The organism is Microbacterium sp. M28, from assembly GCF_025836995.1.
In the GTDB taxonomy this organism is placed as follows: domain Bacteria; phylum Actinomycetota; class Actinomycetes; order Actinomycetales; family Microbacteriaceae; genus Microbacterium.
The window spans coordinates 2,116,053-2,131,391 of sequence record NZ_CP107546.1; the positions used below are offsets into that span (position 1 = coordinate 2,116,053).

14 protein-coding genes are annotated in these 15,339 nt (G+C 69.1%); 4 read left to right on the top strand and 10 right to left on the bottom strand.

Annotated elements, in window-relative coordinates:
* Positions 1 to 8 precede the first annotated feature (8 nt).
* From hisH to OED01_RS10490, 4 genes are read right to left on the bottom strand one after another with little or no spacing between them, the layout of a single operon-like run.
* Complete coding sequence (gene hisH / locus OED01_RS10475; protein ID WP_264155221.1) at positions 9 to 641, bottom strand: imidazole glycerol phosphate synthase subunit HisH; 633 nt, start codon at positions 639 to 641, stop codon at positions 9 to 11.
* Entirely contained in the window at positions 638 to 1,237 is a 600-nt protein-coding gene (gene hisB / locus OED01_RS10480) for an imidazoleglycerol-phosphate dehydratase HisB (protein WP_413231578.1), read from the bottom strand. Before hisB ends, hisH begins: the two co-directional genes overlap by 4 nt.
* Entirely contained in the window at positions 1,234 to 2,316 is a 1,083-nt protein-coding gene (locus tag OED01_RS10485) for a histidinol-phosphate transaminase (RefSeq protein ID WP_264155222.1), read from the bottom strand. The genes hisB and OED01_RS10485 overlap by 4 nt, the downstream gene beginning before the upstream one ends.
* A 55-nt stretch (positions 2,317 to 2,371) precedes the next feature.
* Positions 2,372 to 2,731, bottom strand: a complete 360-nt coding sequence (locus OED01_RS10490) for a LysM peptidoglycan-binding domain-containing protein (protein WP_264155223.1) — start codon at positions 2,729 to 2,731, stop codon at positions 2,372 to 2,374.
* 283 nt (positions 2,732 to 3,014) lie between these two features.
* Here OED01_RS10490 and lexA point away from each other — a divergent pair, with 283 nt between their 5' ends.
* The gene (lexA, locus tag OED01_RS10495) at positions 3,015 to 3,701 is read left to right on the top strand and encodes a transcriptional repressor LexA (protein WP_264155224.1); all 687 of its coding nucleotides are present in this window, start codon (positions 3,015 to 3,017) and stop codon (positions 3,699 to 3,701) included.
* Between the two features lie 60 nt (positions 3,702 to 3,761).
* Here lexA and metE read toward each other — a convergent pair whose 3' ends face one another.
* Together metE and OED01_RS10505 are read right to left on the bottom strand one after the other, a co-directional pair.
* A complete protein-coding gene (gene metE / locus OED01_RS10500) occupies positions 3,762 to 6,077 on the bottom strand; it encodes a 5-methyltetrahydropteroyltriglutamate--homocysteine S-methyltransferase (protein WP_264155225.1) in 2,316 nt (771 codons plus the stop codon).
* A 21-nt stretch (positions 6,078 to 6,098) separates the two neighbouring features.
* A complete protein-coding gene (locus OED01_RS10505) occupies positions 6,099 to 7,049 on the bottom strand; it encodes a methylenetetrahydrofolate reductase (protein ID WP_264155226.1) in 951 nt (316 codons plus the stop codon).
* A gap of 189 nt (positions 7,050 to 7,238) precedes the next feature.
* Between OED01_RS10505 and OED01_RS10510 the strand changes: the two genes are divergently transcribed.
* Positions 7,239 to 9,104 carry a dipeptidyl-peptidase 5 gene (locus OED01_RS10510; protein ID WP_264155227.1) on the top strand — a complete coding sequence of 622 codons (1,866 nt, stop codon included), beginning with the start codon at positions 7,239 to 7,241 and terminating at the stop codon, positions 9,102 to 9,104.
* A gap of 3 nt (positions 9,105 to 9,107) precedes the next feature.
* On the opposite strand, the gene smpB is transcribed toward OED01_RS10510, so the two are convergent.
* From smpB to ftsE, 3 genes are read right to left on the bottom strand one after another with little or no spacing between them, the layout of a single operon-like run.
* The gene (gene smpB, locus OED01_RS10515; RefSeq protein WP_264155228.1) at positions 9,108 to 9,584 is read right to left on the bottom strand and encodes an SsrA-binding protein SmpB; all 477 of its coding nucleotides are present in this window, start codon (positions 9,582 to 9,584) and stop codon (positions 9,108 to 9,110) included.
* A gap of 51 nt (positions 9,585 to 9,635) precedes the next feature.
* Complete coding sequence (ftsX, locus tag OED01_RS10520; RefSeq protein WP_264155229.1) at positions 9,636 to 10,550, bottom strand: permease-like cell division protein FtsX; 915 nt, start codon at positions 10,548 to 10,550, stop codon at positions 9,636 to 9,638.
* A complete protein-coding gene (gene ftsE, locus OED01_RS10525; RefSeq protein WP_264155230.1) occupies positions 10,547 to 11,617 on the bottom strand; it encodes a cell division ATP-binding protein FtsE in 1,071 nt (356 codons plus the stop codon). The genes ftsX and ftsE overlap by 4 nt, the downstream gene beginning before the upstream one ends.
* 138 nt (positions 11,618 to 11,755) lie before the next feature.
* On the opposite strand from ftsE, the gene OED01_RS10530 reads away from it, so the two are divergent.
* Positions 11,756 to 12,835 (top strand): DUF2510 domain-containing protein, encoded by a 1,080-nt coding sequence (locus tag OED01_RS10530; RefSeq protein ID WP_264155231.1) that lies wholly within the window; start codon positions 11,756 to 11,758, stop codon positions 12,833 to 12,835.
* A gap of 62 nt (positions 12,836 to 12,897) precedes the next feature.
* Here the strand turns inward: OED01_RS10530 and prfB are convergent, their stop codons facing one another.
* Positions 12,898 to 14,007, bottom strand: a complete 1,110-nt coding sequence (gene prfB / locus OED01_RS10535) for a peptide chain release factor 2 (protein ID WP_264155232.1) — start codon at positions 14,005 to 14,007, stop codon at positions 12,898 to 12,900.
* A gap of 68 nt (positions 14,008 to 14,075) precedes the next feature.
* On the opposite strand from prfB, the gene OED01_RS10540 reads away from it, so the two are divergent.
* A complete protein-coding gene (locus tag OED01_RS10540; RefSeq protein WP_264155233.1) occupies positions 14,076 to 15,332 on the top strand; it encodes an MFS transporter in 1,257 nt (418 codons plus the stop codon).
* Positions 15,333 to 15,339: the final 7 nt, after the last annotated feature.

Here is a 15,339-nt window from a genome sequence, read left to right on the forward strand (position 1 = left end):
GACTCGGATCAGAGCGTTCCCGCCCAATTGCGCAGCAGCTGGATGCCGGCCTCGCCCGACTTCTCGGGGTGGAACTGCGTCGCGGACAGCGGCCCGTTCTCGACGGCGGCGAGGAACGGCGAACCGTACGTCGTCCAGGTCAGCGACGGCTTCGGGAACGGGGGAATGACGTCGAGCCCCCAGTGCTGGGCCGCGAAGGAGTGCACGAAGTAGAACCGCTCGTCCTCGATGCCGCGGAACAGCACGCTGCCCTCGTCCGGCGTCACCGTGTTCCAGCCCATGTGCGGCAGGACAGGCGCGTCGAGCTCAGTGACCGCGCCGGGCCACTCCCCCAGGCCCTCGGTGTCGATGCCGCGCTCCACGCCGTGCTCGAACAGCACCTGCATGCCCACGCAGATACCCAGCACCGGGCGTCCGCCGGCGAGACGGCGCTCGATGATCTCGTCGCCGCCGTGCGCCGCGAGCGCCTCGCGCACGGCGGAGAACGCTCCGACGCCGGGCACCACGAGACCATCCGCCTCCAGCGCCTCCGTCCGGTCACCGGTCAGCACCGCGTCGGCGCCGGCGGCGATCAGCGCCTTGACGGCGGAGTGGACGTTGCCGGACTCGTAGTCGAAGACCGCGACGCGAGGGCGGCTCACAGCGCGCCCTTGGTGGACGGGATGCCGTTCACGAGCGGGTCGAGGGCCTTGGCCTGGCGGAAGGCACGTGCGAACGCCTTGTACTCGGCCTCGGCGATGTGGTGCGGATCACGCCCGCCCAGCACGCGCACGTGCACGGTGAGACCCGCGTTGAACGTGATGGCTTCGAACGAGTGGCGTACCAGCGAGCCCGTGAAGTGACCGCCGATGAGGTGGTGCTCGAACCCGGCCGGCTCGCCGGTGTGCACGAGATAGGGCCGGCCGCTGATGTCGACCACGGCCTGCGCGAGGGCCTCATCGAGCGGGACCAGAGCGTCCCCGTAGCGCGAGATGCCCGACTTGTCGCCCAGTGCCTCGCGGATCGCCTGGCCGAGAACGATCGAGATGTCCTCCACAGTGTGGTGCGCGTCGATGTTCGTGTCGCCGGACGCACGCACCGTGAGGTCAGTGAGAGAGTGCTTGGCGAACGCCGTCAGCATGTGGTCGAAGAACGGCACCGACGTGTCGATGTGGCTGATGCCTGAGCCGTCGAGGTTCAGCTCGAGTTCGACGGACGACTCGGACGTGCTGCGGGTACGGCTGGCGGTGCGGCTCATGAAGCCGATTCTATCGACGCGAGAGCGTCCAGGAACGCCGTGGTCTCCGCCTCGGTTCCTGCGGTCACGCGCAGGTGACCGGCGATGCCGACATCGCGCACGAGGATCCCCTTGTCGTAGAGCGACTGCCAGGTCGCCTTCGGGTCAGACACCCCGCCGAAGAGCACGAAGTTCGACCACGACTCGTGCGGCGCGTACCCCAGAGCCTCGAGCGTCGCCGTGATGCGATCGCGCTGCTCGACGATCTCGTCGACCATCGCGAGCATGGTTTCGGCGTTGCGCAGCGCGGCGACGGCGGCAGCCTGCGTGAGTGCGCTCAGGTGATACGGCAGACGCACCAGACGAAGGGCGTCGATGAACGCCGGGTCGGCAGCGAGATACCCGACCCTGGCGCCGGCGAACGCGAACGCCTTGCTCATCGTGCGCGACACCGCCAGCCGCGGGCGTCCGTCGAGCAGCGTCAGCGCGGAAGGCGCGTCACGGGGCGCGAACTCCTGATAGGCCTCGTCCACGACGACCACGCCACGGGATGCCTCGTACACCGCCTCGACGACATCCAGGCCGAGGGGGGTGCCGGTCGGATTGTTCGGCGAGCACAGCAGGACGATGTCGGGGTCAGCAGCCGCCACCTGCTCGGCGGCCTCCTCCGCGGACAGCGTGTAATCGGGCTGCCGCGTCCCGGCGACCCAGGTCGACCCCGTTCCCTGTGTGATGAGCGGATACATCGAATACGTCGGCGCGAACCCGAAAGCCGTGCGCCCCGGCCCGCCGAAGGCCTGGGCGATGTGCTGCAGAACCTCGTTCGAACCGTTGCCCGCCCAGATCCGGTCTGCGGACAGTCCGTGCCCGAGGTACTCCGCGAACCCCTCGCGCAGCGTCGTGAACTCCCGATCCGGGTAGCGGTTCACATCGCGCAGTGCGACGGCGATGTCGTCGAGGATGTCGCTGGCGACAGCATCCGGAACGGGATGCGTGTTCTCGTTGACGTTCAGGGCCACCGGCAGCGGAGCCTGCGGAGCGCCGTACGGGGTGAGCCCGCGGAGGTCGTCACGGAGCGGGAGATCGTCGAGGGAGGTCATCCATCCCATGCTACCGAGACGGCTCTATACGGCCGTGTCGATGTGACGAATCGTCTCAGCTCTCGTAACCCGCTGGGATGGCCAACTCGTCGCCGATCATCAGTGCGCCGCCCTCGAGCAGGTTCAGCCGCTGCAGAGCATCGACGACCTCACGCGGATCGGCCGCCGGAGCGATCTCCTCTGCGATCGACCACAGGGTGTCGCCGGGCATCACGGTCACCGTCTCGAACGACGTGACCACCTCTTCACCCCCGGCGTACGCGGAGCCGCCGCTGAGCGCTGCGAAGGCGAGACCGACGGCGAGAGGGAGCGCAGCCAGGGCGAGCAGCACCCGGCGTCCGCGCGTCGTCAGCCGCAGCCGCGTGGCTGCCGCAGACGGACGGATGGACGGTGCCGTGACGGTGATGCTGCTCATGATCGCTGCTCCTCGTGCTCCCTCTCCCGATCGGGAGAACTTGGCGTAGCGTTCGCATTCCCCGCTCGGCCGGGAGCGGGGGATGCGAAGCTACGTACCGAATGTATCTTCGATTTCGAATCTCTGTCAAGCATTTTTCGAAACCTTTCCGTCGAATCGTCCGACACGCTCGAACAGATCTTCCCCGAACCGGGGAACCTCGGATACGGTTTCGCTAACGACACCTCACCACGGGCCTCCGACATCGCCGCCGGGGCACCCGATCGGCAACCAAGGAGCAGCCATGAGCGACGCAACAGCCCCCGGCACCGAGGCACCGCGCACTCGTCGACGCAAGAGCCTCAGCGCCAAGCAGATGGCCATCCTCGAGGTGATCCAGACCTCGATCGCCCGGCACGGGTATCCGCCGAGCATGCGGGAGATCGGCGATGCCGTCGGCCTCAAGTCCCTCTCCAGCGTCACCCACCAGCTCGGTCAGCTCGAGCTCAGCGGCTACCTGCGCCGGGATCCCGGCAAGACCAGGGCCATGGAGGTCCTCATCGACCTCCCCGGCTCGGGTACCGAGAACCCCGCTGACACCGCTCCCCCGGTCGGCGACGCCGCCCTGGTCCCGCTCGTGGGACAGATCGCCGCCGGTGTGCCGATCACCGCCGAACAGCAGGTCGAGGAGATCTTCCCCCTGCCTCGTCAGCTCGTCGGCAAGGGTGACCTGTTCATGCTCAAGGTGAACGGCGAGTCGATGATCGACGCCGCCATCTGCGACGGCGACTGGGTCGTGGTGCGCACGCAGAACACCGCCGAGAACGGCGAGATCGTCGCCGCGATGCTCGACGACGAGGCGACGGTCAAGACGTTCCGTCGACGCGATGGACACACCTGGTTGCTCCCCCGGAACTCCGCGTTCGAGCCGATCCCCGGCGACGACGCGACGGTGCTCGGCAAGGTCGTGGCGGTGCTTCGGGCCGTGTGATCCGCGTGGACGAGAACGGCCGCTCCCGATCGGGAGCGGCCGTTCTGCTGCGACAGGACGTCAGACGGCGACCGACACGTCCTCGCGGACGCGACGCGTGGCCTCGACGATGTTGCGCAACGACGCGGTGGTCTCGTCGTAGCCGCGGGTCTTCAGACCGCAGTCCGGGTTTACCCACAGCTGACGGTTCGGGATCTCCGCGGCCGCGCGACGCAGCAGCGCCTCGATCTCGTCCGTGGAGGGAACGCGCGGCGAGTGGATGTCGTACACGCCGGGGCCGATGCCATGGTCGAAGCCGACCGCGGAGATGTCGTCCACGACGTCCATGCGGCTGCGAGCAGCCTCGATCGACGTCACATCGGCGTCGAGAGCGCGGATCGCATCGATCACGACGCCGAACTCCGAATAGCAGAGGTGCGTGTGGATCTGGGTCGCCGCGACGGCGCCGCCGGTGGCGAGGCGGAACGAGTCCACGGACCACTTCAGGTACGCCGGCTGGTCGGCCTGCTTGAGCGGCAGCAGTTCGCGCAGCGCCGGCTCGTCGACCTGGATGATCTCGATGCCGGCCGACTCGAGATCGGCGATCTCCTCGCGCAGGGCCAGAGCGACCTGGTTGGCGGTCTCCCCGAGCGGCTGGTCATCGCGGACGAACGACCACGCCAGGATCGTGACCGGACCGGTCAGCATGCCCTTCATGTGCTTGGACGTGCGTCCCTGTGCGTAGGTCGACCAGTCCACCGTGATCGGAGCGGGACGCGACACGTCGCCCCACAGGATCGACGGACGCGTCGCGCGGGACCCGTAGGACTGCACCCAGCCGTTCTCGGTCACGGCGAAGCCGTCCAGGTTCTCGGCGAAGTACTGCACCATGTCGTTGCGCTCCGGCTCACCGTGCACGAGGACATCGAGACCGAGCTCCTCCTGCAGCGCCACGACGCTGTCGATCTCGGCACGCAGGAACTCCTGGTACTCCGCCTCGGTGATCTCACCGCGCGTGAACCGAGCGCGAGCACGGCGGATGTCTCCGGTCTGCGGGAACGACCCGATGGTCGTGAGCGGGAGCGCAGGTAGACCGAGAGCCTCCTCCTGCGCCGCCTCGCGCTCCGCGTACGAGACACGCGAGAAGTCGGCGTCCGACAGGGTGCGCGCTCGGACGGCGCCGTCGCGCACACCAGGAGCCGACAGACGGTCGGCGAGAGCCGCGGATGCCGCGTCGAGCTCCGTCTGGATGGCAGCGCGGCCCTGATCGAGACCCCGCGCCAGCGTCACGACCTGCGCGACCTTCTGGTCGGCGAACGCGAGCCAGGAGACGAGACGGCTGTCGAGCTTCGACTCGTCCTCGACGTCGTGCGGCAGGTGCAGCAACGAGGTCGAGCTCGACGCCGCGACCTGCGCCGCGCCGAGGGCCCGCAGCGCCTCGAGCTTGTCGAACGCCGCCGCGAGATCCCCGCGCCAGATGTTGTGACCGTCGACCACGCCGCCGACGAGCACCTTGTCCGCAAGCCCTTCGGCGGCAGCCGGCACGGAGCCGCGGATCAGGTCGACCGCGATGGCCTCGATCGGGGCCGCGGCGAGCACGGGGAAGACGGCGTCGAGCGCGGCATACGGTGCCGCGACGAGGATCGCCGGGCGGTCGGTCGCGCCGCCGAGCACCGCGAGCGCACGCTCGGCTGCGGCCGAGAGCTGCGCCGTCGAGGCAGGAAGCGACTCGCTGACCAGAGCCGGCTCGTCGATCTGGACCCACTGGGCACCCGCCGCGCGCAGACGTGCGAGCAGTTCGACGTAGACAGGGAGCACGTCCTCGAGACGGGACAGCGGGTCGAAGCCCTCCGGAGCGTCGTCCGACGCCTTCGCCAGTGCGAGGAGCGTCACCGGTCCGACGATCACCGGACGGGTGACGAAGCCCGCCGCGGCGGCCTCGGAGACCTCGCGGACGAGGCGGTCGCTGGAGAACGAGAACGTCGTCTCCGGACCGATCTCGGGCACGAGGTAGTGGTAGTTGGAGTCGAACCACTTCGTCATCTCCAGCGGAGCACGGTCCCCCTCGCCACGGGCGACGGTGAAGTACGCGGGAAGCCCGATGGTTCCGTCCGCGGAGCGCAGGTTCTCGAAGCGTGCGGGGATCGCACCGACGGTGACGGCGGCATCCAACACCTGGTCGTAGTACGAGAACGACTCCGGGATCGCGGAATCCGCACGGCCCAGCCCCAGCGATGCGAGTCGCTCGCGGGTCGCGGCACGCAGCTCGGCGCTCGTGGCCTCGAGCTCCTGCTCATCGATCCGACCGGCCCAGAACGCCTCGACGGCCTTCTTCAGTTCGCGGCGGCGCCCGATGCGCGGGTAGCCGAGGATGGTTCCCTCGGGAAATGCAGTCATGGTGGGTCCTTTCAGCGGGGTCTAACGATGAAGAGCAGGGAGGATGTCGGCGGACTCGAGCACGTCCAGGACGGTCTCGTGCTGGTTGAACGCGTACAGGTGCACACCGGGCGCACCGCCGGCGACGACCTCGCGGGCGAGTTCGGCCGCCCAGTCGACGCCGATCTGCCGGCGCCCCTCGGCGGTCGGTTCGACCTCGAGAGCCACCTGCAGCTCGCCGGGGATCTCTTCGCCGGTGAGTTCCAGCACGCGGGACAGCCGCGCGGGTGAGGTGATCGGCATGATTCCGGGCAGGATCGGGATCGTCACGCCGGCGCGTCGTGCGCGCTCGACGAAGGCGAGGTAGTCGTCGGCGTGGAAGAACAGCTGCGTGATCGCGAAAGTCGCGCCTGCGGCCTGCTTGGCCAGCAGCGCATCGACGTCCTGGGTGCGGTGCACCGCGCGGGGGTGCCCCTTCGGGAAGGCGGCGACGGCGATGCTCACCTTGCGTCGAGGTGCGACCCTGGCAGCACCCGGGAGGCCGGGCACTGGCGACTCCTCGTACGGCGCCCGTTCGGCCTGCACCCGGTCGATGAGCTGCACGAGCTGCGCGGCGCTCTCCAGATCCCCGAGGAACGGCTCGGTCTGCCCGAGCGGCGGATCTCCGCGCAGGGCGAGGAAGCTCCGGATGCCGGCATCCAGGAATTCGCGGATGAGCTGCGTGGCACCGGCGTACGTGTTCCCGACGCAGGTGAGATGCGCGAGCGGCTCGACATCGGTGTTGGCGCGGATGAACCGGAGCACCTCGAGGGAGCGTCCACCCGTCGAACCGCCCGCGCCGTACGTGACGGAGAGGAATGCGGGCCCTGCTGCGGCGAGGCGGCGCACGGTCTCGTGCAGCGCGTCCTCGCTGGAGGCGGTGCGCGGCGGGTAGAGCTCGAAGGAGAACGGCACGCGCGAGGCACCGGCGGTGGTGGAGTCCTCGGAGGACATGTTTCTCTCCTGCTGACAGGGCGGACACGGGGCGGCTGCGAAGAGCGCTGCGCTTCGCAAGCGGATGCCGGGCTCGGCTGTCGCTCCACGCTCCAGATGAACGGGGCGTTTCCACGAACGTAGGGCACGCCGCGACGACCGCGCATCTCTGTGACGCCATGTGTCGCGCCGCTCTCGTAGGCTCGAAGCATGCCCCAGCCGTTCGGTTCCTGGCCATCCCCGTTCCATGCCGCCGACATCGCGTCCGCAGCTCCCCGACTCGACGGCGCGCGATTCGTCGGCGACGAGATCTGGTGGGGCGAGTCCGTGCCGACCGAGGCGGGCCGCGTCACTGTGCGCAGCTCGACGGGCGCCGAGGTGCTGCCCTCCCCCTGGAGCGCTCGCTCTCGCGTGCACGAGTACGGCGGCGGCTCCTGGACAGCGGATGCCGACGGCATCCTGTACTTCGTCGAGGCACGCGGCCAGCGGGTGCACCGGCTCGCGCCCGGGCGCGCTCCTGAGCCGCTCACTGCGCCTGGTCCGGCCCACGGCGGACTGCGCGTGCAGGCGGGCCGGCTGCTGGCCGTCCGCGAGGACCTGACGGTCACCCCGCATCGACGTGCGATCGTCGAGATCCCGACCGACGGCTCCGCGGCCGATGACCCGTCCGGCGTCATCGTGCACGCCGAGGGCACCGGGTTCTTCGCACATCCGGCGCTCTCCCCCGACGGCACCAGGATCGCCTGGGTGCAGTGGTCGGGCGAGCGGATGCCGTGGGAGAGCGCCCAGGTGCGCATCGCCAGGATCGGCACCGACGAGATCGGCACCGTGTCGGCACGGGCCGCGCTGCAGCCGGAGTGGACCGATGACCGGACGCTGCTGTACGCCGACATCCCGGACGACCGCTGGACGCTGCACCGCATGGGCCTCGATGGCGTCGATCCTGCCGGGCGCTCGTCGATGATCGCGCCGGCCGATGCGGACACCGGCTACGGGCTCTGGGTGCTGGGCAACCGCTGGTTCCAGCCCCTCGCCGACGGGCGCATCGTCGCCGTGCGCACGAACGGCCGTGACGAGCTCGTCGTGATCGACCGCGCCGGCGAAGCCCGCGATCTGCCTATCCCGTGCGATGGGCACATCAGCATCGACGACGTCTCCGACAGCCGGATCCTCGTCACCGGCACCGGCTCGACGGTCGCCCCCGGCCTGTGGTGCGTCGACATCGACTCGGGCGCCACTGTCGCGATCTCGGGCGGCGGCGCCGTGAACCCGGCCTGGATGCCGCCCGCACGGCAGATCGTCGTCGACGGGAAGCACGGACCGGTGCACGCGTTCGCCTATGCCCCCGCCAACCCCGACGTCGAGACGCCGGAGGGCGAGCGCCCGCCCTACGTCGTGTTCGTGCACGGCGGGCCGACCGCGCACGTGACCGGCGCAGCCTCGGCCGGCATCGCGTTCTACACGAGCCGGGGCATCGGCGTCCTGGACGTCAACTACGGCGGCTCGACCGGATACGGCCGTGCCTATCGCGAGCGACTGGACGGCGACTGGGGCATCGTGGACGTCGACGACGTGCTCGCCGCAGCCAGAGGCCTCGCGGAAGCAGGCCTCGCCGATCCCGAACGCATCGCGATCCGCGGGAGTTCAGCGGGCGGCTGGACCGTCCTCGGCGCCCTCGTGCGCGGAGACGTGTTCCGCGCGGGCATCAGCCGCTACGGCGTCTCCGATCTGCGCGCGCTCGTGTCCGACACGCACGATTTCGAGAAGGAGTACCTGAACGGGCTCGTGGGTCCGCTGCCGGAAGCCGAGTCCGTCTACATCGAACGGTCGCCGCTGACGCACGCCGACCGGATCGACGTTCCGGTGCTTCTGCTGCAGGGGGCGGACGACCCCGTCGTCCCGCCCGCGCAGTCCGAGGCGATCCGCGACGCCCTGGCCGCACGCGGCATCGATCACGAGTACGTCATCTACCCGGGTGAGGGGCACGGATTCCGCACGGCGTCGACCATCGTGGACGCGCTCGAGCGCGAACTCGCCTTCCTCGGTCGAGTCTTCGGGTTCAGTCCGAAACGGTAGAGCCTATTCGCCGACGCGGTTGCGAAGGCGCATCGCGCGCTCGGCTTCGCGGGTGTCCTGACGCTCGCGGAGCGTCTGGCGCTTGTCGAACTCGCGCTTGCCCTTGGCCAGTGCGATCTCGATCTTGGCCCGGCCGTCCGAGAAGTACAGCTTCAGCGGGATCAGGGTGTAGCCACCGGCCGAGACCGCGTGCTGCAGCTTCGCGATCTCTTCGCGGTGCAGGAGGAGCTTGCGGATCCGCTTGGCGGAATGGTTCGTCCAGTGGCCCTGGGAGTACTCCGGGATGTGCACGGCATCGAGGAACGCTTCATTGCCCTTGATGAACGCGTAGCCGTCCGAGAGATTGGCTCGTCCCTGACGCAGCGACTTCACCTCGGTGCCGGTGAGCACGAGTCCCGCCTCGTACGACTTCTCGATGTTGTAGTCGTGACGTGCGCGACGATTGGTCGCGATGACCTTCTCCCCGCGTTCCCTGGGCATGATGCTCTCCTGATTCCGTGCCGTGCGGGCGCACGACAGCCCGTCAGCTTATCAGGTGCGCAGCCAGCGACGGATCGCGAAGCCGGCCGACAGGGCAGCCAGCACGACGCCGATGATGATCAGGATCGGCACGACGAATGCGGCATCCTGCATCGTCACCCAGGTCGTGATCGACGGGACCCGTCCACGGAGGTAGCCGTCGACGCCGAAGTGGACTCCGGCGATCACGGCTGCGCTCGCGAGGGCCGAGCCGAGGAACGCGGCGAACACGCCCTCCAGCACGAACGGCGTCTGGATCACCCTGTTCGACGCGCCCACAAGGCGCATGATGCCAATCTCCTTGCGCCTGGCATAGGCGGACAATCGGATCGTCGTCGCGATCAGCAGCACGGCGGCGATGAGCATCAGCGCCGCGATGCCGACAGCGATGTACGTGGCCACGGTGAGCGCCGAGAACAGCGGATCGAGGTACTTGAGCTGATCGACGACCTCTTCGACGCCCTGCTTGCCTGTGAAGGCTTCGGTGATCACCCGGGACTGGGCTGGATCCTTCAGCGTCACCCAGTAGCTCTGCTGCATCTGGTCCTCGGTGAGGACGCTGGCCTGCTCCTCGCCGACCAGCTCGATGAGGTTGGCGTACGCCTCGGCCTTGTCCTCGAAGCGCACGCTGCCGATCAGCGGTGCGAGGGCATCGCCCTCGAGCTCGCCGGACACCGAGTCGAGCTGCTCCTGGGTCGCCTCGCCGTCCACGCATGTGTCGGTCTCGGAGACCGGCGAGCACATGTACACGGCGACCTGGGCGCGTTCGGACCAGTAGGCCCGCATCGTGGAGATCTGCTCCTGCATCAGGATCGCGGCGCCGACGAACGTCAGGGAGACGAAGGTCACCAGCACCACGGAGATCACCATCGAGGCGTTGCGGCGAAGCCCCACCAGGGCTTCGGTCAGGATGAGTCCGATCCTCATGTCGTCGGCCCCACTTCGTCGTCGTCCTTGTCCCCGAGGCCGAGACGATCGGCGACCCCCACTTCGGCGATGTCCACCTCTGGCAGCACGATCGGATGCGTTCGCGGCGGAACCGGTGCGGATGCCGGCGCGGTCGCATCGGCGCTCGTCGATGTGCGCTCCGCGGCCGGCGCAGGTGCCTCGGTGGCTCGGGGCTCCGCCGGCGCCGTCGTCACGACGGGGCCGGTGGCGGCGCGGTTCTTCGATTCGCGCATGCGCGCCAGGGTCTCGGCATCCAACGGCGGGATCGAGGCGGTCTCGCGCTGCACCTCCTGCACCGCGGTGAGCGCGGCCGCGGCCGCAGCACCGCGGACCTGCTCGGGCGAGAGCGTCGGAATGGCCGAGGTGTCGCCGTAGCCGCCGTGGACCTCGTCGCGCACCATCTCGCCGTCGCGCAGCTCGATCACGCGGCGCTGCATCTGGTCGACGAATCCGGCCTCGTGCGTGGCCATGAGGACCGTCGTGCCGCCCGCGTTGATCCGGGCCAGCAGCTGCATGATGCCCACGGAGGTCGCCGGGTCGAGGTTTCCGGTCGGCTCGTCGGCGAGCAGGACCTGCGGACGGTTGACGATCGCGCGGGCGATCGCGACGCGCTGCTGCTCACCGCCGGACAGTTCATGCGGCATCCGCTTCTGCTTCCCGTCCAGACCCACCAGGGCGAGCGCCTCGGGGACGGCCTGCTGGATGAACCCGCGGGAGGAACCGGTCACCTGCAGCGTGAACGCGACGTTCTGGTAGACCGTCTTGGACGGCAACAGACGGAAGTCCTGGAACACAGAGCCGATGTGCCGGCGGAAGTAGGGGACCTTCCGGTTCGCGAGCGAACGCAGGTCGCGCCCGAGGACCGCGACGCGACCGGTCGAGGGGACCTCTTCCCGGAGGATCAGTCGCAGGCAGGTCGACTTGCCGGAGCCCGAAGCGCCCACGAGGAAGACGAACTCCCCGCGCTGCACTTCGAAGTCGACGCCCGACAGGGCAGGGCGCTTGGTGCCCCGATAGCGTTTGGTGACGTTCTCGAACCGAATCATGGCGGTACGAGCCTAAGCGCGGGTGCGGCGCTGCCTGCGAGCGACACCCCATCCGGTGCGGGGTCGACGCCCGCTCACAGATGTCTCATAGGACTGCTATAGATAGGAGTGGACGCCGGGAGGGTGCGTCCTGCGCCCGTGCCGCGCACAGCAACGGTGCGAGAACTCGAGGACATCATGAGCACGCCTGCCGGTTGGTACGACGACGGTTCGGGGCGCCAGCGCTGGTGGGACGGCGCGAAGTGGACGGAGCACTTCGCTCCCGAAGCCGCGTCCGCACCCGAGGCACCCGCGGCAGAGGCACCTGCTCCCGCGGCAGAGGCATCTGCCTTCACGCCGCCGGCCGTCCCGAGCCCGGCTGACAGCGGCACTTCGCCGTATGCCGCCGCCCCCCTCGCGGGGCCGGGCGCCCGCGCCGACGCGGCTCCGTACACGGAGGCCCCCGTCGCGGCAGCGACCGCGGGAAAGCCCAAGCCCCACGTGATCGGCTGGATCGCCCTCGGCGTCGCGGCTCTCGGGTTCCTGCTCGCCTGCATCCCGGCGACGGTGATCCTCGGTCTGATCCTGCTTCCGATCGGCCTGATCCTCTCGATCGTCGCGTTCTTCCTGAAGGGTGCGAAGTGGCCGGCCATCACCGGCCTCATCCTCGCGGTCGTCGGCGGGATCATCGGTTCGATCGTGCTGGTCGGCACACTCATCGCGGCCGGCGTGCAGGCGATCGATGAGATGTCCGACACGACGGTGTCCGAGTCCCCGCAGGATGACGCGGACGAGGACGCGGACGCCGGTTCCGGCGAGGTCGGTTCGCGTGAGAACCCCGCGGCGCTCGGCAGCACGATCAGCGGCGACGAGTACGACGTCGTCGTCAACACGGTGACACTGGATGCGACCGAGGACATCCTGGCGGCCAACCCGTACAACGAGGCGCCGGCCGAAGGCACCACCTACGCTCTCATCAACGCGACGGTGACGTACAAGGGCGAGGATTCCGGCTACGCCGCCATGGTGATGTTCGACTACGTGACCGCCGACGGAGAAGTCGTCTCCAGCACGGACGCGCTCGTCCTCCCGCCGGAGCCCGCGCTCGCGCTCCAGGAGATCTACACCGACGCATCCGCTACCGGCAACGTCGTGCTCCAGGTACCGGTGGGTGACGACGGCCTGCTGCGTGTCACGCCCGGCATCCTGTCGGACGAGGTGTTCGTCGCCGTTCAGTGACAGCCACGACATGACGAAGGCGGCCCCGGTGGATCACCGGGGCCGCTTTCGTGTCCGACGGGTCAGTCGTCGTCGCGACGCTTGCGCCAGCGGATGCCGGCGGAGATGAACCCGTCCAGGTCGCCGTCGAACACCGATGCCGGGTTGCCGGACTCGTAGCCGGTGCGCAGGTCCTTGACGAGCTGCTGGCCGTAGAGGAAGTACGAGCGCATCTGGTCGCCCCAGCTCGCAGTGATGTTGCCCGCGAGCTCCTTCTTCTTCGCCGCTTCCTGTTCCTTCTGCAGCAGCAGCAGGCGAGTCTGCAGGACGCGCATGGCGGCGGCACGGTTCTGGATCTGCGACTTCTCGTTCTGCATCGACACGACGATCCCGGTCGGAAGGTGCGTGATGCGCACCGCCGAGTCGGTCGTGTTGACGGACTGGCCGCCGGGGCCGGAGGAGCGGAAGACGTCGACGCGGATGTCGCTCTCGGGGATGTCGACCTCGGTGGCCTCTTCCATGAGCGGAATGACCTCGACGGCGGCGAACGAGGTCTGCCGCTTGTCGGCCGAGCCGAACGGGCTGATGCGGGCGAGACGGTGCGTGCCGGCCTCGACCGACACGGTGCCGAAGGCATAGGGCGCGTCGATCTCGAACGTCGCGGATTTGATGCCCGCGCCCTCGGCGTAGGACGTGTCCATGACCTTGACCGGGTACTTGTGCCGCTCGGCCCAGCGCAGGTACATGCGCATCAGCATCTCGGCGAAGTCGGTGGCGTCGTCGCCGCCGGCGCCGGAGCGGATCGTGATGATCGCGCTGCGGTCGTCGTACTCGCCGTCCAGCAGCGTCTGCACCTCGAGCTGGTTGATCATCTCGGTCAGCGCGGTCAGCTCGGCTCGGGCCTCCAGGGCCGACTCCTCGTCGCCCATCTCGTTGGCGAGGTCGATGAGCACCTCGAGGTCGTCGAGACGCTGCGCGATGCCGGTGATGCGCGCGAGCTCGGACTGGCGGTGGCTGAGGGCGCTGGTCACCTTCTGAGCGCGCTCGGTGTCGTCCCAGAGATCGGGCGCACCGGCCTCTTCGCTGAGTCGCGCGATGTCGTCGCGGAGCCGGGAGACATCGACGACCTCGCTGATGTCGCCGAAGGTTTGCCTGAGCGCCTGGATTTCGGCGGAGAGATCGAGTTCGAGCATGACACCCCAGCCTATCCTGCTTCGCGCGACTGCGAGAGGCCGAGGCGCCGCGAGTAGAGTGGCCAGCGATGAGCAGCGCATCAGCGGTCCTGAGGAGTTTCGGGCCGATGGTGTACCTGCCGACCATCCTGTTCTCGCTCGGCGAGGGCGCCGTCCTGCCGCTGATCCCCGTGATCGCGGCGAACATGGGCGCCGACGTCGCCTCGGCCGCGCTGGTCGCGTCGGCTCTCGTGGTGGGTCAGCTCTGCGGCAATCTCCCAGCAGGCTGGGCGGTCGCCCGCATCGGGGAGCGGTTCACGATGGTCATCGCCGGCGTCGTGTCGATGCTGGCCGTGGTCGGGATGATCTTCGCCCCGGTGATCGGCGTCTTCGCCGCCGCCGTGTTCCTCCTCGGCTTCTGCGCCGCAGCGTTCGGACTCGCCAGGCATGCGTTCATGACGACGCGGGTGCCGATCGCGTTCCGCGCTCGTGCGCTGTCGCTGCTGGGCGGCAGCTTCCGGCTCGGCATCTTCATCGGACCGTTCGTCACCGCCGCGCTCCTGCAGGTGTTCGGCGACGAGACGGTCGCGATCTGGTTCTTTCTCGCATGCCTGGCCGTCATGGTCGTCCTCGTGCTGTTCGGGCCGGACCCGGAGAAGACCACTCCCCCTGTCACCTCGAACGGGACGTTCGCCGAGGACACCGGCGAGCCCGTGTCCGGGTCGATCCCGACGATCCGGCGGCCGGGGATCTTCCGCACCATGTGGCACCACCGGGGCGTGCTGGGCAGACTCGGATTGGCCGCGGCATCTCTGTCGGCGGTCCGGTCCGCTCGCCAGGTCGTGCTGCCGCTGTGGGGCGTCTCGCTGGGTCTGGATGCTCAGACCATCGCCCTGGTCGTCGGCGTCTCCGGAGCGATCGACTTCGCGCTGTTCTACGTCAGCGGGCAGGTGATGGACCGGTTCGGCAGGCTCTGGGCCGCCGTGCCGGCCATGGTGCTGATGGGCAGCGGGTTCGTCGTGCTGTCGTTCACGCACGACGGCGACGCTGCGGTGCTGTGGTTCGGGATGTGCGCGGCGGTACTCGGCGTGGGCAACGGCCTCTCCAGCGGCATCCTGCTCACGCTCGGTGCTGATGTCGCCCCGAAGGCGGAGCCGGCCGCGTTCCTGGGGTCGTGGCGGACGCTGACGGATGCCGGTGGCGCGGTCGCCCCGCTCGTCGTGTCCGGCGTGACGGCTCTGGCGTCGCTGTCGGTGGCGACCGGGCTCATCGGCGCGCTGGGTTTCATCGGCGCGGTCGGATTCCTGCGCTGGATCCCGAGGTTCAGCCCGCGTCAGCGCGACTGACCGAGGC

What these genes read in the sequence shown, in the direction of transcription:
- hisB (WP_413231578.1), bottom strand. Translation starts at nt 1,237, where the DNA reads ATGAGCCGCACCGCCAGCCGTACCCGCAGCACGTCCGAGTCGTCCGTC.
- OED01_RS10485 (WP_264155222.1), bottom strand. Translation starts at nt 2,316, where the DNA reads ATGACCTCCCTCGACGATCTCCCGCTCCGTGACGACCTCCGCGGGCTC.
- OED01_RS10490 (WP_264155223.1), bottom strand. Translation starts at nt 2,731, where the DNA reads ATGAGCAGCATCACCGTCACGGCACCGTCCATCCGTCCGTCTGCGGCA.
- lexA (WP_264155224.1), top strand. Translation starts at nt 3,015, where the DNA reads ATGAGCGACGCAACAGCCCCCGGCACCGAGGCACCGCGCACTCGTCGA.
- metE (WP_264155225.1), bottom strand. Translation starts at nt 6,077, where the DNA reads ATGACTGCATTTCCCGAGGGAACCATCCTCGGCTACCCGCGCATCGGG.
- OED01_RS10505 (WP_264155226.1), bottom strand. Translation starts at nt 7,049, where the DNA reads ATGTCCTCCGAGGACTCCACCACCGCCGGTGCCTCGCGCGTGCCGTTC.
- OED01_RS10510 (WP_264155227.1), top strand. Translation starts at nt 7,239, where the DNA reads ATGCCCCAGCCGTTCGGTTCCTGGCCATCCCCGTTCCATGCCGCCGAC.
- smpB (WP_264155228.1), bottom strand. Translation starts at nt 9,584, where the DNA reads ATGCCCAGGGAACGCGGGGAGAAGGTCATCGCGACCAATCGTCGCGCA.
- ftsX (WP_264155229.1), bottom strand. Translation starts at nt 10,550, where the DNA reads ATGAGGATCGGACTCATCCTGACCGAAGCCCTGGTGGGGCTTCGCCGC.
- ftsE (WP_264155230.1), bottom strand. Translation starts at nt 11,617, where the DNA reads ATGATTCGGTTCGAGAACGTCACCAAACGCTATCGGGGCACCAAGCGC.
- prfB (WP_264155232.1), bottom strand. Translation starts at nt 14,007, where the DNA reads ATGCTCGAACTCGATCTCTCCGCCGAAATCCAGGCGCTCAGGCAAACC.
- OED01_RS10540 (WP_264155233.1), top strand. Translation starts at nt 14,076, where the DNA reads ATGAGCAGCGCATCAGCGGTCCTGAGGAGTTTCGGGCCGATGGTGTAC.